General features: G+C 49.3%; 15 protein-coding genes. 4 read left to right on the plus strand and 11 right to left on the minus strand.

Annotated elements, in window-relative coordinates:
• Positions 1-31: 31 nt before the first annotated feature.
• The 4 genes from clpP to DW826_RS04635 form a co-directional block, all read right to left on the minus strand.
• The gene (gene clpP / locus DW826_RS04620) at positions 32-613 is read right to left on the minus strand and encodes an ATP-dependent Clp endopeptidase proteolytic subunit ClpP (RefSeq protein WP_015554830.1); all 582 of its coding nucleotides are present in this window, start codon (positions 611-613) and stop codon (positions 32-34) included.
• A 410-nt stretch (positions 614-1,023) separates the two neighbouring features.
• A complete protein-coding gene (gene tig, locus DW826_RS04625) occupies positions 1,024-2,313 on the minus strand; it encodes a trigger factor (protein ID WP_117469832.1) in 1,290 nt (429 codons plus the stop codon).
• A 395-nt stretch (positions 2,314-2,708) separates the two neighbouring features.
• Positions 2,709-3,257, minus strand: coding sequence for a DJ-1 family glyoxalase III (locus DW826_RS04630; RefSeq protein WP_015554832.1), 549 nt, complete (start codon positions 3,255-3,257; stop codon positions 2,709-2,711).
• Positions 3,258-3,309: 52 nt separating this feature from the next.
• Positions 3,310-4,602 carry a DUF975 family protein gene (locus DW826_RS04635; protein ID WP_117471850.1) on the minus strand — a complete coding sequence of 431 codons (1,293 nt, stop codon included), beginning with the start codon at positions 4,600-4,602 and terminating at the stop codon, positions 3,310-3,312.
• A 239-nt stretch (positions 4,603-4,841) separates the two neighbouring features.
• Between DW826_RS04635 and DW826_RS04640 the strand changes: the two genes are divergently transcribed.
• Positions 4,842-5,294 (plus strand): CYTH domain-containing protein, encoded by a 453-nt coding sequence (locus DW826_RS04640; RefSeq protein WP_117471849.1) that lies wholly within the window; start codon positions 4,842-4,844, stop codon positions 5,292-5,294.
• A 119-nt stretch (positions 5,295-5,413) separates the two neighbouring features.
• Here DW826_RS04640 and groL read toward each other — a convergent pair whose 3' ends face one another.
• Both groL and DW826_RS04650 read right to left on the minus strand, forming a co-directional pair.
• Positions 5,414-7,039: a chaperonin GroEL gene (groL, locus tag DW826_RS04645; RefSeq protein ID WP_117471848.1), complete on the minus strand. Its 1,626-nt coding sequence runs from the start codon at positions 7,037-7,039 to the stop codon at positions 5,414-5,416.
• Between the two features lie 119 nt (positions 7,040-7,158).
• Positions 7,159-7,443 carry a co-chaperone GroES gene (locus tag DW826_RS04650; RefSeq protein WP_015554836.1) on the minus strand — a complete coding sequence of 95 codons (285 nt, stop codon included), beginning with the start codon at positions 7,441-7,443 and terminating at the stop codon, positions 7,159-7,161.
• 414 nt (positions 7,444-7,857) lie between these two features.
• On the opposite strand from DW826_RS04650, the gene DW826_RS04655 reads away from it, so the two are divergent.
• A complete protein-coding gene (locus tag DW826_RS04655; protein WP_117471847.1) occupies positions 7,858-8,250 on the plus strand; it encodes a hypothetical protein in 393 nt (130 codons plus the stop codon).
• A complete protein-coding gene (locus DW826_RS04660; RefSeq protein ID WP_015554838.1) occupies positions 8,247-9,014 on the plus strand; it encodes an IclR family transcriptional regulator in 768 nt (255 codons plus the stop codon). Before DW826_RS04655 ends, DW826_RS04660 begins: the two co-directional genes overlap by 4 nt.
• 207 nt (positions 9,015-9,221) lie before the next feature.
• Here DW826_RS04660 and DW826_RS04665 read toward each other — a convergent pair whose 3' ends face one another.
• Entirely contained in the window at positions 9,222-10,622 is a 1,401-nt protein-coding gene (locus DW826_RS04665) for a PLP-dependent aminotransferase family protein (protein ID WP_343220980.1), read from the minus strand.
• A 48-nt stretch (positions 10,623-10,670) separates the two neighbouring features.
• On the minus strand, positions 10,671-12,359 hold the full coding sequence (locus tag DW826_RS04670; protein WP_117552180.1) for a glutamine--tRNA ligase/YqeY domain fusion protein: 1,689 nt from the start codon (positions 12,357-12,359) through the stop codon (positions 10,671-10,673).
• 342 nt (positions 12,360-12,701) lie between these two features.
• Here DW826_RS04670 and DW826_RS04675 point away from each other — a divergent pair, with 342 nt between their 5' ends.
• Positions 12,702-13,724: a sugar kinase gene (locus DW826_RS04675; protein ID WP_117552181.1), complete on the plus strand. Its 1,023-nt coding sequence runs from the start codon at positions 12,702-12,704 to the stop codon at positions 13,722-13,724.
• Between the two features lie 209 nt (positions 13,725-13,933).
• Here the strand turns inward: DW826_RS04675 and DW826_RS04680 are convergent, their stop codons facing one another.
• The 3 genes from DW826_RS04680 to DW826_RS04690 all read right to left on the minus strand — a co-directional run bounded on the left by DW826_RS04680 (position 13,934) and on the right by DW826_RS04690 (position 19,824).
• The gene (locus tag DW826_RS04680; protein ID WP_117552182.1) at positions 13,934-15,796 is read right to left on the minus strand and encodes a cadherin-like beta sandwich domain-containing protein; all 1,863 of its coding nucleotides are present in this window, start codon (positions 15,794-15,796) and stop codon (positions 13,934-13,936) included.
• Between the two features lie 124 nt (positions 15,797-15,920).
• Positions 15,921-18,122 carry an SH3 domain-containing protein gene (locus tag DW826_RS04685; RefSeq protein WP_181967993.1) on the minus strand — a complete coding sequence of 734 codons (2,202 nt, stop codon included), beginning with the start codon at positions 18,120-18,122 and terminating at the stop codon, positions 15,921-15,923.
• A gap of 289 nt (positions 18,123-18,411) precedes the next feature.
• On the minus strand, positions 18,412-19,824 hold the full coding sequence (locus DW826_RS04690) for an oxaloacetate decarboxylase subunit alpha (protein WP_117469840.1): 1,413 nt from the start codon (positions 19,822-19,824) through the stop codon (positions 18,412-18,414).
• Between the last annotated feature and the right edge of the window lie 64 nt (positions 19,825-19,888).

Raw genomic sequence — 19,888 nt, forward strand, 5'->3', positions numbered from 1 at the left:
GCACTGTTTTCCGCCTTCGCGCCGTCCGGTCCTAGTGGCCGGAGATCACGCGGTCGATCAGACCGTATGCGGCAGCTTCCTCGGCTGTCATGTAGTTGTCTCTCTCTGTGTCGCGGGCAATCACGTCGAGCGGCTGTCCGGTGTTTGCAGCCAGGATCTTGTTGAGCTTCTCTTTTGTCTTTAAGATCTGCTCTGCAACGATCTTGATCTCGGTCGCCTGTCCCTGGGCTCCACCGGACGGCTGATGGATCATGACCTCAGCATTCGGAAGTGCGAAGCGTTTGCCCTTCGCGCCGCTGGAGAGAAGGAACGCGCCCATACTTGCAGCCATACCGATACAGGTGGTGCACACGTCACATTTAATGTAATTCATCGTATCATAGATCGCCATACCGGCCGTTACAGAACCACCCGGGCTGTTGATGTAAAGGTTGATGTCCTTATTCGGATCCTCGGACTCCAGGAAAAGAAGCTGTGCAACAACAAGGCTTGCTGTCACGTCGTTTACTTCCTCCCCGAGGAAAATGATACGGTCTTTTAATAATCTGGAATAGATATCGTAGGAACGCTCTCCTCTGCTTGTAGATTCAAGCACGTAAGGTACTAAGCTCATATTTTTTCCTCCATCTTTTCTTTTATATCTGTTACCAAAGTATTCCTTTTTATGCATTTTCCGGGTTACTGTACACGGGTAGGAATTTTCTGAACTGAAAATTCCGTACAATACAGTGGCGGTAGTGGATTTTGCCGATTCGGAATGCGAAGCATCGGCAAAATCAGTTACTGTTTGCGCAAGGCGTGAACAGTAACTTTTCCGGTGAATCTGTCGCCTGTGTCTGGGACCGGCCCGGCAGAAATCCACCTTTTTTCACATATTTTGGAACTATCCCTGTATAACCGATGAGGGATTGCCGCAGAAAAACTCTCCGCAGCAACCCCCTCTGTATGTGGTTTTTGGCCCTCTGTCGGACCATTCCCCACCATGTTTTCCGTGCAGATTAGTCGTAAAGTATGTTGCTTTACTTAGTCAACGAACTTAGCCTCAGCTACAAGGAAGTCGATTGCTTTCTGAACTGCAAGGTCTTCCTTTAACTGTGCCATCTGCTCTTCGCCGAACATACCCTTGATCTGTTCTTTATCCATCTTGAAGTCCTCAGCCATCTTGTCGAACTGCTCTTCAACCGCTGCGTCGTCAGCCTGGATGTTCTCAGCCTTTACAACTGCCTCAAGAACGAGTCTTGTCTGGATTCTCTTGATCGCCTGCGGCTTCATCTGCTCGCCGATCTTCTCAGCTGTCATGCCTGTGATCTCAACGTACTGCTTGAAGGAAATTCCCTGGCTCTCAAGTCTGCGCGCATAGTCGTTCACCATGCCGTTTACCTGCTCCTCAACCATCTGATCCGGAATCTCCATTGTTGCGTTCTCAATCACCTTAGCAACGACCTTGTCCTCGTCCGCTGTCTTAGCTGCTTCAATCTTCTCAGCCTGTAACTTCTCTGTAAGGTCCTTCTTGTACTCTTCCATTGTATCGAAATCAGATACCTCGCTTGCGAAATCATCGTTAGCTTCCGGAAGCTCTTTTCTCTGGATCTCTTTTACTTTTACTTTGAATACAGCCGGTTTGTTCTTTAACTCTTCTACATGGTACTCAGCTGGGAATGTTACGTTTACTTCGCACTCTTCGCCAGTTGTCTTACCAATTAACTGCTCCTCGAAGTTATCGATAAATGTGTGGGAACCGATCGTAAGCGGATAGTCCTCAGCCTTGCCACCCTCAAATCTCTTTCCGTCTACGGAACCGTCGAAATCGATCGTTACCTGATCTCCATCCTCGATACCTCTGTCCTCAACAGTGATAAGGCGGGAGTTTTTCTCTCTTGCGCGCTTGATCTCTGTCTCGATATCTTCCTCTGTAACCTCAGATTTTGTCTTCTGGACTTCTACGCCCTTGTACTCGCCAAGAGTAACTTCCGGCTTAACAGCTACAACTGCTGTGTAAACGAAAGCTTTGCCTTCCTCGATCTCCTCAATGGAAATAGACGGACGGGAAACGATCTCAAGACCGCTCTCTTTTGCAGCGTCCGGATAGCTTGCGTCGATCACTTCATCAACAGCATCCTCGTAGAATACGCCAACGCCGTACATTTTTTTGATCATGTTGAACGGAGCTTTTCCTTTTCTGAAGCCCGGGATATTGAATTTACCCTTATTCTTATTATAGGAGTGCTGTACAGCCTCCTCAAACTTTTCTGCCGGCACTTCAATTGTAAGTTTTGCCGTATTCTTCTCTAAATTCTCCACCTGTACGCTCATTTTATGAGTTCCTCCTTAAATATATCGATAGCGGGGAATAGAAATTTCCCGCCCGTATAATCTCGTAACTGCCGCTTTTTGGCGTTACACGTTTTCCGGCATTATGACCGCCGCTCAGCGAAAAATCCGCCCGCAGGCATCACTTCTCCGTCACGCGCACATAGCACCGCTTGGAATTATAACATAAGACGTTTGAAAAGACCAGACCTAAATTGTAAAAATTCCAGAAAAACACAGGGGTTTTACGGTTTTCCTTAATTTTTTCCAGGCGCAGACTGCCGTATCTGCTGTTCCTGACATTCTTTCAGCGGCCTGCCGCGCCAAAAAGGAATGCCCTGGTGCACCGGGCATTCCAAAACTTTCTGATGAATACCTGTATTTACACAAACATACGGCTATTTTATGTATTGGATCGCTGCCTTGATCCTTTCAGCCTCTTCTTCGCTGACCAGGAGTTTGATAAGCTCTAAACCAAGGTCGATTGCCCAGCCCATACCGCGCCCGGTGCTGATCAGGCGGTCTGTGATGATGCCGTCACCTCTGCAGTCCGCGCCCTCCATCTTCGTCTCAAAGCCCGGATAGCATGTGGCGCGGTGGCCTTTCACGAGGCCAAGCTCCCCTAAGATACTCGGTGCCGCGCAGATCGCAGCCAGGCGTTTTCCTGCTGTCGCATGGGCTTTTAACATCTCTGCAAGTCCCTCATGCGCCTTCAGATTGTTCGTTCCGGCAAGTCCGCCCGGAAGGAACAATACGTCAGCATCGTCCGTGATTTCCTCGAACAGGCTGTCCGCCTCGATCTTAAATCCATGGGAACCTGTCACCATCTTTCTTCCCATGATGGATACAAGCTTCACATCCACCTTTGCTCTTCTCAAGCAATCACACACAGCCAGGCACTCTACCTCTTCCATGCCGTCTGCCACAAACGCGTATACTTTTGCCATTTAAAACTTCTCACCTTTCTTTGCCAATCTGCCTCCGGAAGTTTTCCAGAGGTTACTGCTCGCTTTTCTCATCATCCGTATACGAATAAAATTTTCCATTCAGATAATATCCGCGTCCCGGTCCACCTTCCGATTTTTTCACATCCGTTCCGCGGTCATTTGCAGCGGCCTGCCCTGAAACAGACGGATTGATGGTCTGCTCCGGTCCGTTGTACTTATATGTCTCCTTCGGCACATCACTCCAGCTGTCCGGAGCGCTGTTCTGGTTCTGTCCATTTCCATTTCCATAGAAACCATAACCACCGTAATTTCCACTTTCACCGACATCTCTCACACTGTCCGGCTCCACATACTGACCACCGTAACGCGCGTTATTCTGTACAAACGGTTCCCCTCCGAATCCATTCAGGCGTCCCGAATATGGTCCGCGAAGCACTGCGTAAAGCTCCGCAAAGGTTGCATCCACATATGGCTGAACGAAGAAGGTTCCGATACCGCAGAGCAGGGTTCCTAAAAGCTGCCATCCCAGGAAGGAAAGGCCGAGTACAAAGGCGTTCCATTTCTGTCCATCCATCATCTCTTTCGAGAGTCTTAAAACTTCCATCGTCTTCATATCCGGGTTTTCAGCAAGAATATATGGAACCATCAGATAGCAGTACTGGAAATAAACAGAAACAAAAGCTCCTATCGTAGCGCATATCATTACTGCCCAAAATACACTACCGATCCATTCAACACCATTAAACAAGATCACAAGAAATCCCAACAGACTGGCCAGGATCACAACACTCTCTGTGATCAGTCCCCGAAGGAACTGGGTCCCCACAAGCTTTAAATATCCGTTGGAAAATCCCCAGAAAAGTTTTCCAATGCCCGCCGACTGTCCCGTCACGCGGCTCTCCATATAAAATCTGTTTCGTCCGATCTCAAACAATGGCTGTACAAAAATTCCGATCACGACGGAAATGATCACAATAACGATCACAGCCCCCGCAAAAAGCCGGTAAAACAGGTTGCTCGCAACCATAGATCCGGCATTTCCGGCTCCCGGTCCGTAGGCATCACCAAGTCCCGGGACAAGCTCGATCCCGCTGGCAAGACCACTCCCAGTATTTCCGCTAAGACTTCCATCTCCTCCCAGTTCGCCAGGGATGAGACTACTCTGATCGGTCTGACTGTTTCCTGATTCATTCTGCTCCAGATAACTTGTAATCCTCTGGGTATTCGCGTTCGATCCGCCAAATCCACTGAGGATCGCAAAGATCAGGCTCACAAGAAACGCCGCCCAGTAATAACGGCTCAGACACATTTTCGCTCTGTCTTTTAATTCTGCCCTTGTCCACATACGCTGTTCCTCCTTCTGTTTTCATCATCAAAGTATGACCAGTTGCCAGATATTTTTCTTTTTCCTGTTGCTGTTCGGGGATTTTTCATTCATAAACAGCAACTTTTCTTACAATGATTGTACCATATTTGCAAATAAAAGACCTTACTTTTTCCTTGCAATATGGTATGATTTATTACAATATGTTACTGTTCCCGCCTTGCGCAGGCAGCAGCCGAAAATCCAGAAAGGACATAATTATGGAAATCGAACGCAAATTTCTTGTCATGACCCCGCCTGAAAACTATGAGTCTTTCCCCTGTCATGAAATCGAACAGGCCTACCTCTGCACAGAGCCGGTAATCCGGGTACGTAAGGAGGATGATACCTGCTACCTCACCTACAAATCCAAAGGACTTCTCGCCAGAGAGGAATATAATCTCCCACTGACAAAAGAAGCCTACACCCATCTTCTCACAAAAGCTGACGGAAATATTCTCACAAAAAAGCGCTACCTGATCCCGGTTCCGGGTCGTGAGGATCTCACTGTGGAATTCGATGTCTTCGAGGGAAAATTCGCCGGTCTCATGCTTGCGGAGATCGAGTTTACCTGCGAGGAGGATGCCAGAGAATTCCCGCCTCTCTCCTGGTTCGACCGGGATGTAACCTGGTCCGGGGAATACCAGAACAGCAGGCTCTCAAAAATGCCCTGAACTGTTCGTATTTTTATATGACAGGGAATTTCCTGTTACATGAAAAAGGCCACCGACGGCTCACAGAACCGCCGATGGCTTTATTAATTTTCCTAAAATTTTGCAGTTTCGGAGATGGATTACATCATTCCGCCCATTCCGCCTGCACCTGCCGGCATTGCCGGAGTCTCTTCTTTGATGTTTGCAACAACAGACTCTGTTGTAAGAAGTGTGGAAGCAACGCTTGTTGCGTTCTGTAATGCACTTCTTGTAACCTTAGCCGGATCAAGGATACCCGCTTTGATCATATCAACAAAAATCTCATTGTAAGCATCGAAGCCCTGGCCAACCGAGAGCTCTTTAACTTTGTTAACGATCACAGCGCCCTCAAGGCCTGCGTTGGATACGATATGGAATAACGGAGCTTCAAGAGCCTTTAAGATGATCTTTCCGCCTGTCTTCTCGTCGCCTTCCATCTCATTTACAACGGCTGCAACCTTCTCTGCTGCGTGAACATAAGCAGAACCGCCGCCTGCGATGATACCTTCCTCGACAGCTGCCTTCGTAGCTGCAAGAGCATCTTCCATACGGAGCTTTGCTTCCTTCATCTCTGTTTCAGTAGCAGCACCTACGCGGATAACTGCAACGCCGCCAGCGAGTTTCGCAAGTCTCTCCTGAAGTTTCTCTCTGTCGAAATCGGACTTTGTCTCTTCGATCTGGCCCTTGATCTGGGCAACTCTGTCAGCGATCTCTTTCTTGTCGCCGAGACCGTCAACGATGATGGTGTTCTCTTTCTGAACCTTAACGGATTTTGCACGGCCAAGCTGCTCCATTGTAGCATCCTTGAGGTCAAGACCAAGCTCATCGGAGATCACAGTACCGCCTGTTAAGATCGCGATATCCTTTAACATCTCTTTTCTTCTGTCGCCGTAGCCCGGTGCCTTAACACCTACAACGCTGAATGTACCTCTTAACTTGTTGACGATAAGAGTTGTGAGAGCCTCACCCTCGATATCTTCAGCGATGATAAGAAGCTTTGCGCCTGTCTTTACGATCTGCTCAAGGAGCGGAAGGATATCGTTGATGTTAGCGATCTTCTTGTCTGTGATCAGGATATACGGATCGTCAAGAGTTGCCTCCATCTTCTCCATATCTGTGCACATATATGCGGAAATGTATCCACGGTCGAACTGCATACCTTCTACAAGGTCAAGCTCTGTCTTCATTGTCTTGGACTCTTCGATGGTGATAACGCCGTCGTTTGTAACCTTCTCCATTGCGTCTGCAACCATCTCACCGACCTCATCGCTTGCTGCAGAGATTGCTGCAACTCTTGCGATCTGGTCTTTGCTGCTGATCGGCTCGCTCATCTCTGCGATTGCTTTGACAGCCTCGTCTGTGGCTTTCTTCATACCCTTTCTTAATACGATCGGGTTAGCGCCTGCAGCCAGGTTCTTCATACCTTCGTTTACCATCGCCTGTGCGAGAACGGTAGCTGTTGTTGTACCATCACCGGCAACATCGTTTGTCTTTGTGGCAACCTCTTTTAAGAGCTGTGCGCCCATGTTCTCAAACGGGTCTTCTAACTCGATCTCTTTCGCGATGGTAACACCATCGTTTGTGATCAGCGGAGCGCCGAAGGATTTATCGAGAACAACGTTTCTTCCTTTCGGTCCGATCGTTACGCGGACAGTATCAGCAAGTTTATTTACACCAGCTTCAAGAGCTTTTCTGGCTTCAACGCCATATTTAATTTCCTTAGCCATGTTAAAATTCCTCCAATCAAGATTTCCTGTAACCATTTTCCGGTTACTTCGTTCTGAATTCTGAATTTCAGACCGCCCTGAGCGCTTCGCACACGCGGTCCCGGATATAATTTCTCCGATTATTCGATCACTGCAAGGATATCATTCTGCTTAACGATGATATAATCCTCTTCCTCTACCTTTACTTCTGTTCCGGAGTACTTGGAGTAGATTACCTTATCGCCCGGTTTTACCTGCATCTTGATCTCTTTGCCGTCAACAACTCCACCAGGACCAACAGCGATCACTTCTGCCTGCTGCGGTTTTTCCTTTGCCTGACCCGGAAGAACGATACCGGATTTTGTGGTCTCTTCTGCAACTAACTGTTTTAAAACAACTCTGTCAAATAATGGTACTAATTTCATTACTGACTCCTCCTTGTCATTTTACAAGCTCTTGCGACTATCCTGTAATTTCAGTCACAATTCTTTTTCATTTTTATCTTCTTCAGTCTGACTCAGGTCTTTTCCCTGACCCCTCGTCACAAGTCATGTTATAGCACATGTTGTTAGCACTGTCAAGTCACGAGTGCTAATTATTTTATAAAAAATTTGTGAACCTCTCTGCGGGTCTGCATGCCGCTGTGCTGTCTAGTTCCCGTTTTCTGGTGAAATCCGGCAATTTACTTGAATAATTTATACATTTTTTTAACTTTTTTCATAATTATGTCTTTCATTTTCCCTGGAATTCGATTATGATTATAAATAGCAGACTGGCGGCTGCAGGCGGAATCCTCAGATTTTCGGAACCGCGTAATGCAGCGGAAAGGAGAATAAACCATGTCAAAAAAGAAATCAGGCCTTCTTATCGCATTTGGCGCGATGCTCGGCGGCGCAGTTGCGGCCGGTATCTCCTACTATCTGAAATTAAAATCCTTCAACGATGAGCTGGACCAGGATTTTCATGAATACGAGGAAGAGGAGACCCCTTCTGAGGAAACAGAAGAAAAGACGGAACCTGCTCCAGAGAGAACTTATATTACAATCAATTCCGGAAAAGACACAAACGCTGCGGATGATTCCGTAAAAAAAGAAGAGACTAAAGATTCCGAAGAGACGGCATGTCCGGAACCCACAGACGAAAAAGACTCTGCAAAAGAGGAAAACGTACCGGAAGAAAAAACATCCTCCGTTGTAGTTGAGGACGATACGGAGGAAGGAAAAACCGAATGATACAAAGTCTTCTCCGCTCCATGGAGCTATTGGAAGTCCTGAAAGAAAAAAACCGCAATTTCTCAATCGCGGAACTGGCGGAGGCGATGGATCTGCCCCCGAGCACGGTTCACCGGATTCTGCAGACATTCTGTGAGAAGAAATATGTGATCCGCGACGACAGATCCCACACCTACCGTCTTGGCCCGGCGCTGATTCCTCTGGGAAAAGCCGCTGCAAGAGGGATCCGTCTCCAGGATGCCGCCCACGGTATCCTGGCACAGCTGGCAAAACAGACAAAAGAAGACGCATACCTCGTAATTCCAGTGGGAAATAAGGGACTTGTGATTGAAAAGGTAGATGGTCCGAGCCACTTAAAAGTTGTTGAAGAGTTCGGATATGAGATGTATATGCACTGCGGCGCGATCCGCAAGGTCCTCCTCGCATGGCAGACACCGGCCTTCATCGACGAATACTTCAAAAACATTATTCTCCACGATCAGGCTTTCCCTCATGTCCGCCCGGATGACCTGCGCGAGGAATTAAAAAAGATCCGCCAGGATGGCTACGCCATCACTCACGGAGAGTATGTCACCGACGCCCTTGGAATCGGGGCACCGGTCTTCAACTCCGACGGTGAACTCGCCGGTTCCATTGGAATCATCGCCCCGGAGATCCGGGTCGATACTCCGGAGTTTCTTGACACCCAGAAAGATCTCGTACAGTTCTACGCATCATCCCTCTCCGCTGATCTCGGATATGAGAAGCATGATGTGTTCCAGTAAACGGAATCAATCCTTGGGATACGCATTTTCGGATGCGTATCCCGTTTTTTTGCGCTTTGTTCCCATGCACGCCTGGTCACAAGCATATGCCCTGTCCCAATCTCTCCCCAGTGCAGCTGTCTGTAAAACCTAATCTTGACTTAAGTCCGAAAAAAGCTGGCGCGCGTCTTTGCATACCAGCTTTCTTCTATCCAATCCGCTTATTCTTTACTCAAGAGCTTTCCGTAAAAGGTCTACTCCTTTTCGGATTTCCTCCTCCGTGAGTCCTGCATATCCGAGAACGATCGTACTCATCTCCTTCGCCTGCGCTCTCTCCATATAGAACCCGGAAAGTCCGTAGACGCGGACCTTTTTTTCTGCTGCTTTTTCTAAAAGCTGCTGTTCCGGCTCCTTCTTCCTGTCTTTTAAGAGCACATGAAGTCCCGCGAATTCTCCTGTGATCTCAAACCGCTTTTCCAGCGGCTTTAATTCCCCTAAAAGCACGTCATGTTTTCCCTTATAGATCTCGCGCATCCTGTTCAGATGGCGCTCAAAATATCCGCCGGAAATAAATTTCGCCAGGATCCTCTGGTCGACCCTGGACACGGTGGAGGAATAAAATCTTCCTTTCGCCAGGTATACCGACAGCAGCGCCTCCGGCAGCACCATATATCCCACACGGATTGCCGGAGCAATGGCCTTCGAGAATGTTCCCATGTAAATGACACATCCGTTCTGGTCCATCCCCTGAAGTGCCGGGATCGGTTTTCCCTTGTAACGGAATTCACTGTCATAGTCATCCTCGATCAGGTATCTTCCGGGCTGCTCTCCCGCCCAGAAAAGGAGCTCCTGTCTTCTTCTCACCGGCATTACGGTTCCTGTCGGGAACTGGTGGGACGGCATCACATAGGCTGCCTGTACATCCTGCCCCTCAAGTTCCTTCACGCAGAATCCATTCTTATCGATCCCCACCGGCAGTACCTTATGTCCCACACCGGATAGCACCCGGTATGCCTGGCGGTAGGTGGGATTCTCCATGGCGATCACCGCGTCCCTTCCGATGATCTGGGAAAGCAGCATCAGAAGATATTCGTTTCCCGCGCCAATGATGATCTGGGAAACATCGCAGTTTACGCCGCGGGCTGCATGGAGATACTCCCGGATCGCCTCCCTGAGGATCAGATCTCCCTGGGGCTCTCCCTTCAAAAACAGCTCCCGGTCCTCTTCTTTTAAGACCGAGCGGCTGATCTTTCTCCAGGTCGCATAGGGAAATCCTTCCAGATCGATGCCTCTGGGAGAAAAATCGACTTCAAATTTTTCACGAAAAAGCTGCCCCCGGACACTTTCCTTTTCCATGCCCAAAGACAGCTCTTTTTTCTGATCCGGCCGGGCAGCAACAGACTGCGCCACCGGCGGAAAGATTCCGTCCAGTGACGCCGCAAAATAGCCTTTTCTCGGAACCGCCTCAAGGTAGCCCTCGGACACCAGCTGCTCGTAGGCGAGCTGCGTTGTGCTCCGGCTGACCTTCAGGCTCTTCGCAAGCTCCCTGGATGAAGGGAGCTGCTTTTCCGGCCTGATATTGCCCTTTCGGATCTCATCTTTGATATACTGATAGATCTGTTCGTACAAGGGTCTCCCCCCCTGTACGTTTAACGGTACGATCAATTCCATAAATCTTTATTTCGGAAGCTTGAAGGAGCTCTTTAAGGAAACGATACGGTTGTATACCGGCTGTCCTTCCTTGCTGTCCTTGCAGTCTACGCAGTAGTAACCGTTTCTCATGAACTGGAAGCTGTCGTATGGCTTAGCTGCCATGAGTTTTGGCTCTACATAGGCAGTTGTGATTGTCTTGGAGTTCGGATTTAAGTTCAAGGTTCCGTCAGCGTTCAGCTTGCCTTTTTCCTCATCAACGATATTCTCGTAGAGACGGCACTCTACTTTTCCGGCTGTCGGAGCGGATACCCAGTGGATCGTTCCTTTTACCTTTCTGCCGGTAAAGCCGGAACCGCTCTTTGTCTCCGGATCGTATGTGCAGTGGATCTCTGTCACATTTCCGTTCTCGTCCTTCTCGAAGCCTGTACATGTCACGAAGTATGCGCCCATGAGACGTACTTCGTTGCCCGGGAAGAGGCGGAAATACTTCTTCGGCGGATTCTCCATGAAGTCCTCACGCTCGATATAGAGTTCTCTGGAGAACGGAACCTCACGCTCGCCCATCTCCGGATTCTCAAGGTTATTCGGGATGCTCAACATCTCTGTCTGTCCTTCCGGATAGTTGTCAATGATCAGCTTTACCGGATCAAGGACAGCCATCATTCTCGGACGTTTTAACTTCAGATCCTCACGGATACAATACTCCAGCATCGCGTAGTCTACGGAGCTGTTTGCCTTGGAAACGCCCACGAGTTCTACGAACATTCTCAGAGCTTCCGGTGTGTATCCTCTTCTTCTGAGGGCTGCGATCGTTACAAGACGCGGGTCATCCCAGCCGTCTACGATTCCATCCTCAACGAGCTTCTTAATATAACGCTTACCCGTTACCACGTTTGTCAGGTACATCTTCGCAAACTCGATCTGGCGCGGCGGGTTCTCGAACTCGCACTCTCTTACGACCCAGTCGTAGAGCGGTCTGTGATCCTCGAACTCAAGAGTACAGATAGAGTGTGTGATGTGCTCAACCGCGTCCTCGATCGGATGAGCGAAGTCGTACATCGGGTAGATGCACCACTTGTCACCGGTGTTGTGGTGTGTCATGTGAGCGACACGGTAGATGACCGGATCACGCATGTTGATATTCGGCGATGCCATATCGATCTTTGCGCGGAGAACCTTCTCTCCGTCCTTGTACATGCCGTTCTTCATGTTCTCAAATAACTGGAGGTTTTCCTCGACAGAACGGTCACGGTACGGGCTGTTCTTACCAGGTGTTGTGAAGTCACCACGGTATTCCTTGATCTGATCAGCAGAGAGATCACAGACGAAAGCTTTTCCCTTTTTAATTAACTTTACAGCGCACTCGTACATCGTATCGAAGTAGTCGGAAGCAAAGAACAGTCTGTCCTCAAAGTCAGCCCCGAGCCACTTTACATCCTCCGTGATGGAGTGCACGAACTCCGTCTTCTCCTTCGTCGGGTTCGTATCATCAAAACGAAGATTGAACTTTCCGCCGTACTCTTTTGCGAGACCGGAGTTTAAGATGATCGATTTTGCATGTCCGATATGAAGGTAGCCGTTTGGCTCCGGTGGGAACCGGGTCTGGACATGGTCATATACTCCTTCCGCAAGATCTTTATCGATTTCCTGCTCGATAAAGTTTTTGGAAACTACTTCTTTTGTTTCCTCAGCCGGTGTCATATTCTCAGCCATATCAATTCCTCCATTTCGTTTTTTCAATAACATGCCCGTACATCTTTCTTCTATTATTTTAACTCCCGCCATTTTCCAGCAGGACCAGATATCGAACTGTTATATATAATATTTAATACTATCACATTTTTCCGAAGAATTAAAGGGGGAATTTCACATGTTTTTCTCATGTTTCCATCAAATTGATTCCTGCATCTGCATTCCGGTCGGTTCTTTCAGTTTTCTTGAAAATTATAGGCAAAAAACACTGAAAATCCTTTGACGAATTCCGTTTCTGGGATTATACTGTGAATATAGTATGCTAAAAATTTCACAAAACATATAGAACCCGGAGGAAATGATATGGATAAGAATTCTTTCGATCTGATCACATTTGGCGAGATTATGCTGCGTCTCTCCCCGCCGCGCCATGCCCGCATCGTCGATGGCGATATTTTTGAAAAACGTGCCGGCGGAGCAGAACTCAACGTTGCTTCCGGCGTTGCCCTTTTGGGACTTCGTACCGGTATCGTTTCCAAGCTTCCGCAGAATGAGCTCGGAACTTTTATCAAGAACAGGATCCGTTTTGTCGGAGTATCCGATGACTATCTGGTCTACGATGATTCGCCGGACGCAAGACTCGGTCTCTACTACTACGAGATGGGCGCCGCTCCGAGAAAGCCTACGATCGTGTATGACCGCCACCAGGCTTCCGTCACAAGGATCAAGATGAGCGAGATCCCGGAGGACATCTACCACTCCGCGAGAATGTTCCACACAAGCGGAATCTCCCTAGCGCTCTGCCAGAACATGCAGAATGTCGCTGTGGAGCTGATCCGCAGATTCAAATCTGCCGGGGCTACGATCTCCTTCGACGTAAACTACCGTGCGAACTTATGGGGTGAGGAGGAAGCGAGAAAAACCATCGAGGAGATCCTTCCGTTAGTCGATGTCCTCTTCGTATCTGAGGAGACAAGCCGCCGCATGTTCAAGAAGACCGGTGACCTGAAGGATATCATGAAGAGCTATGCCACTGATTACGGCGTAAAGATCGTTGCCACCACCCAGCGCACGGTCATCAGCCCGAGAAAACACAACTTCACCTCCATCGTCTACGATGCCCGCTCCGATAAATTTTACACGGAAGCGCCGTACAACGATATCGACGTGATCGACCGCATCGGTTCCGGTGATGCCTATGTCGCTGGTGTTCTCTTCGGTCTCTTAAAATATGGAGATCCGGAAAAGGCCATGCAGTTCGGAAACGCCACATCCAGCGTCAAGAACACCGTTCCGGGCGACCTCCCGTCCTCTGACTTCAAGGAAATCGACCGGATCATCCATGAGCATCATTCCACAGGACCTGTCAGTGAGATGAACCGGTAATTACAAATTTGCTCCGTATGAGAGAAAAGGTCTGAGTTTCAGCAGAAATCAGACCTTTTTCTTCCAAATTTTTCTTTTTAAATCGATCTGATATACCGTTCTGATGCCGCCGAAAAATTGTTGCCAATAGTTTGTTTCGAGTACGCGACAACCGAAAAATGCCGTGAGAAGGTTGCTTTTACCTCTCACGGCATTTTTATTATACTCTTTTACAGATCCAGATCGATAAACTCGAAATCATCATCATCCTCGTTCCTCTTCTCAGCCGGTGCCGCTTTCGGCGCTGCCTTCGCGGCCTCCTTCGCGAGGTTCTTTGACAGATCTTTTTCCATATCCGCCACATTCTTTCTCACCGGTCTCTCCGGAGTGTCTGTTCTCTCTGGAACATTCTCTGTCCTCACAGCTTCCCGTCTCTTCGCTGCCGGACGGCGTGTCTCGGCTGCCTCCGGTCTTCTTCGCGGGATCTGGATTTCTTCCTCTTCCTCATCGAAAAGTTCTTCCCGGCGGGCAGCCGGTCTGGACGCAGTTCTTCTCTCCGGCGCTTTCGCGGACTTTCCAGTCTTCTGAGCCTTTTTCGGCTCAGACTTTCTGTTTTTCCGTCCACCCTCGTAGTCACCGTAATCGTCATCATATCCGTCACGGTCCGGATTCTTCGGTGCCTTCGGCTTTCTGAGTAAGAGAACGATAATGATGATCACTAAGAGAATACTGAGTGCAAAAAGTCCGATCACGAACATTCCGCGGATCTCGTAATCCTTAAGCAGACTGTTGTAATCCTCAGCAACCTTTAAGTACTTGCTTCGGGCATCCGCTGCGTCCGGATCCTGGAAATAACGCTGAAGTGTCATCTCTTTCTGATCGTATCGGTAGAAACCTTCCTCACCATTCTCGTTGCGTCCGTAAACGACACAGTACTCTGGTGCAGAATCTCCGCTGTCTTTCCAGATCCAGCCGTGGACTGTGTGATCTCCAATATCGATGGTGCACTCAGCAAAACCGTCCGGGAGCGCTGTTCCCTCCGGGATGCACTCAGGCGGAAGCACTACGACTGTCTTCTCTGCCATCTTCACGACTACATAAGCGGATAAAGCACCGGTCTCGCTGTTGTATACAAAGAAGTCCCCGTTGCCGGAATCATCTGTCATATAAAGTAAGGTCATTCCAGAGTCATCTGTAGCTGCCTTTACGCTTCTGCCCTCATACTCGATCTCCGTCGCTGTAAATCCTGACGGAAGTTCAGAATCATCAAAGGTATCCGCAACAGTCCAGCTGCCGTCCTCACCGATGACCCCTGCGTTTGTCTCTGCGGAACCCGCATCTGTCTCACCGTTGGAAGCCGCTGCATCGTCAGACTTTGTGACCATGATGGTGTAGGTCTTTGTTGTCTCCCCATCCTCCGCTGTTACGGTACAGGTGATAGTGTTCTCTCCGTCCTGGAGATCATCATTTCCGCTGACAGCCACCTTCGCGCCGCCGTCCTTTGCCGGCGCACTGACCGTGATGGATGTCACATCACTGGGAACTGCAGCGGTATACTCGGTCACATCCGCGGCGAACGCAGGTTTTAAAGTACCCGGTGAGATCGTGAGGGACGCTAAGGACGCGTCCTTGGAAGAAGTATCCGCCGCATTGATCTTTACGGAAGAACTTCCAATATGGTCGAGAGTCACTGCTTTGGAGTCGGCATCGTAAACTTCCTGGGATTTCACCGTGATAGAGGAAGTTCCAGCCTTTAAGGCATTAAATTTTAATGTAAAGCTGAACGTCTTCTGGTCCGCAGCCTCCGCAGAACCGATGACGCGGACAGATCCTGCTCCGCCATTGGAGTTCGTGCCGCTGACAAATTCAAGGGCATCCGCATCATACTGAAGCATCACATCGGAGGAACCGAGTGCTGCATCCGCGGCAATCTTCATCGTGACGGATATCTGGTCTCCCACCGAAGCGGTCGGGTCGGAAAATGAAAGTTTTCCGCTGGCCGCAAATGAAACCACCACACCAGCCGGCAGCAGCATGACCATCAGCGCGAACGCCAACAGCCCCGCCGCCAGTTTTTTCATGTATTTATTCATATTTCTTTATCTCCTATTCCAGCTTTTTCCAGGATGGGCATTATCTTGTTTCCATAATTTCCGCCTGTACTTCTAAGCATAGTCTTTCCAGAAATGGATCTTCTTATGACCAGATATTCCCATATCAGTTGCCGATCACAAGTTTTCCGCTGCCGGTCGCGCCCTCCGGATAAGAACCACTCGTTCCCGTCGATGACGTCACTAGCTTTCCAGACCCGGATGCGCCTTCCGGATAAGAGCTCTGTGATCCGGAATTTGTGCTTCCAGGGCCGGTGGTTCCGGAACTGCTTCCGCTGTTCGATGTTCCGGTCGATCCGCCAGGTCCTACTGTAGATCCGGTCGTCGTAGAGCCCGAGGTCGAAGAACCTGTGGAGCTTCCTGTCGACGGGGAAACTACGGTGGTGCTGCCGTTTCCGTTTCCTTTCGCAATGGAAACCTGGTATGTGCGGACATCACCGTTCTCCGCCTTCACCTGAATCTTCACGATCGTCGTTCCGCTTCCGAGACTGATCGATCCTGCTCCACTGACTGCTGCCTTGGAGTCGATTGCCGTTGCACGGATATTTACAGAGGAAACAGAAGAGTCCACAACGAGATCATACTTCTCCGTATCTTTATTGAAGGTTGGTGTCAGGGAATATCCGTCGATGGTGATTCCTGACAGCTTGTTGTTCGGGCTTCCCGTTACGGTCGGCTTTGCGCAGGCAGTTTCCGGCATATTGTTGAATACCGGGATCTTGAACACGAGCGCCTGTTTCTTCATCTCATCCGTATAGGCCCTCGCGAGCTTCGCGCCCTCTCCGGCCGCGCCTTCCACGTTTGTCATATACTGATGTTTGTAAGGGCTGCTGCCCTGCACATTAAACTTCTTTAAATAGAAGGTATCCTGTCCATTTTTCAGGAAATTCTCACTGTAGTAGGTCGCGCCGCCGATGATGGACTTCTCGATAGAATTCCACGGTCTTCCGTAGCTTCCCGACTGGGACGCGTACCAGAGACCTCTCGTGATGGCTGACATGGAGCCGGAGGCGAAAGCGCCGATATTAAAGAAATTATAGTAACCTTCATAACCTGAGGTCTTTCCCGAAATACTTCCAGATTTACCTGTCCCCTGCTCCTGAAGGATCATAGCGCCAAGGACATACGGGTTGACGCCAGTCTGGGCCGCCGCCTTCATAATAATATCCACATAAGTCTGTCCCGTCGGTACCGGTGAAGTGTTTGACGCGCCGGTATTGTCATCGGTGATGGCAGACGCGTCCATTCCCGGACCATACTCTACCTCCGGGAGTGTCGTTGTATACATCTTTCTCTGGCTGATCGTGGAGCTCACCGTAGAGCCCGGCCCCTCAAGGCTCACACCCTGATTTCCGCTGCCGGAGCTTATGTTGCCGCTTCCAGAAGGACTTCCGCCGGACGTTCCAGAACTCATTCCCGGTCCGTAGTTTTCCCCCTGCTGCAGGGAGTCGGAAACTTCAGTATTCGTTTTACTGTTTATGACTGCCGCTGTACCGGACCCCGAAGTCTCCTGGATACTCTGGGCTGCCGTCGTCTCCTCCGGCGTCTTTTCCAGGAATGTTCCCGTGATCAGGCTCGTAAGTCCCGCTCTCGTCTGGGTATTGCTGTCGAAGGCGTGATGCAGAAACTGGAATACATAGGTATCGTTTAGGAAATTTCTCGGATCCATATAGTAGGCGACAATGTCCTTGGATGCCGCCACCCAGGAAGAACCGTCGAATCCGGTCCAGGTGCTTGTATTCCAGTCGTAAGCGCCGTAGTCTGTGGATTTCCAGGATGAAATGCTCGCCTTCGATACCAGATTCGTTCCGACTGCTCCTTCCGCCTCCATCACATCGCTCCAGTTAAGCCCCGTCTTCTGGGCCTGGAAGACCCAGGTCGGATGTTCCGTGTGAAGGGTCCGCAGAGACGTCTTGTAGCTTTCCGGGAATCCCTGGCTGTTTAAATAGCTCTCAAAGTTCGCGTCATAGCTGTAGGATACCGGGAATTTGATATAGTCTGAACGGACATAGCCTCCCTGTGTCCCTGAACTGGAGGAAAACTGGATCTTATACCAGATCTTCCCGTCGGATCCCGTTGTCTCGGAAACCACTGTCACAGCAGCTCCGTAGGCAAGTTTTTTTACGATAGATCCCGTCGTCCCCGGTGTACTCCGCACATTCAGAGTCGTGGCATTTACTGTCGCCGAGCCTGTCGCCGCGTATACGGAAGACAGCCCGGATATCATCGTTCCGGTGTGAGCCGCACAATCTCCCAAAAGGACCGCCCCCAGCATCAGCGCCAGAAATCTTTTTTGTCTCTTTGTCATGTTTTTCTTCTCTCCCACTGCCGATTTCGTGAAATTTTGCATAAAATCGACATCATATCCATTATAATGATAAAGGCACTTTTCTGTCAACCGCGCAGGAGAAACTTCACACAAATTCCAAATATTGCCGCATTTTCTTAATAAAAACTTAAAAAAGAAACTATAACCTGCAGAAGCTTCCACCGCCAGTTTCTTTCGAATGCATGACAGCACAAAAGCCCGGCATCTCCTCATGGAAACGCCGGGCCTCATGTTTTTTCGTCAATTACACTTCAGATTTACTGCAAAATTATACCGGGTAAGCTTTATTTGCTTTGTCTGCAGTCTTCTGGTCAACCTTCGTCTGCTGGGCTTCACGGTACTCGAAGAAGTCTTTTGCTACAGCCGGGAACAGAGCATAGGATAATACATCCTCATCCTGCTGCTTCCACTGTGCGCATTCCTTCTCGAATTTCGGTAACTGCGGCTCGATCAGATCTGCTGGACGACAGGTGATCGGAGTCGCGTCACCGATGATCTTCTTCTGGACTTCTTTGTTGAACGGTTTCACCGTCTTACCAAATTCACCCATCATGATCTTCTTGGACTCCTTCGGAACCATCTTATATCTCTCGCCGGCAAGAACGTTCATGACAGCCTGTGTGCCAACGATCTGGGAGGACGGAGTTACAAGCGGCGGCTCACCGAAGTCTTTTCTTACTCTCGGGATCTCCTCAAGCACTGCGCGGTACTTGTCTTCCTGACCAGCTTCCTTTAACTGGGAAACAAGGTTGGAAAGCATTCCGCCCGGTACCTGATACTGGAGCGTCTTGATGTTTACACCGAGAACCTTCGGGTTCAGAAGGCCGCTCTTTAAAGCTTCCTCACGGATCGGTGTGAAGTAATCGGTGATCTCTGCAAGCAGATTCTGGTCATAGCCAGTATCATACTTGGTGCCGCGGAATGTCTCAACCATAACTTCAGTTGCCGGCTGGGATGTACCGAGAGCCAGCGGAGACATTGCGCAGTCAATGATATCGCAGCCTGCTTCCACAGCCTTTAAATATGTCATGGAAGCAACACCGGAGGTATAGTGCGTGTGCAGGTCGATCGGCAGCTTTGTACCCTGTTTTAATGCCGTAACAAGCTCAGTAGCCGCATACGGAGTTAACAGACCTGCCATATCCTTGATGCAGAGGGAATCAGCGCCCATGCTCTCGATCTCGGAAGCGATATTCTTCCAGTAATCAAGTGTATACGCATCGCCTAATGTATAGCAAAGGGCGATCTGGGCATGTCCGCCTTCCTTTTTTGTTGCCTTAACGGCAGTCTCAAGGTTTCTGATATCATTCAGGCAGTCAAAAATACGGATAATATCAATACCATTTGCGATGGATTTCTGTACAAAGTACTCAACCACATCATCTGCATAATGATTGTATCCAAGGATATTCTGACCACGGAACAGCATCTGGAGCTTCGTGTTCTTGAATCCAGCTCTCAGTTTTCTGAGTCTCTCCCACGGATCTTCCTTCAGGAAACGCAGGCAGGCATCAAAAGTAGCGCCGCCCCAGCATTCTACTGCGTGGTAGCCAACTTTATCCATTTTGTCAACGATCGGAAGCATCTGATCAGTCGTCATTCTTGTTGCAAGGAGAGACTGATGCGCATCACGAAGAACGGTCTCAACGATCTTAACCGGCTTTTTCTGAACTTCTGCCATTTTATTATCCTCCTACCGGGAGATCTGCCCGGGCAGACCTCCCTATATTAAAAGTTTCGGTTCC

The organism is Clostridium sp. AM34-11AC (assembly GCF_003435375.1).
In the GTDB taxonomy this organism is placed as follows: Bacteria; Bacillota; Clostridia; order Lachnospirales; family Lachnospiraceae; genus Pilosibacter; species Pilosibacter fragilis.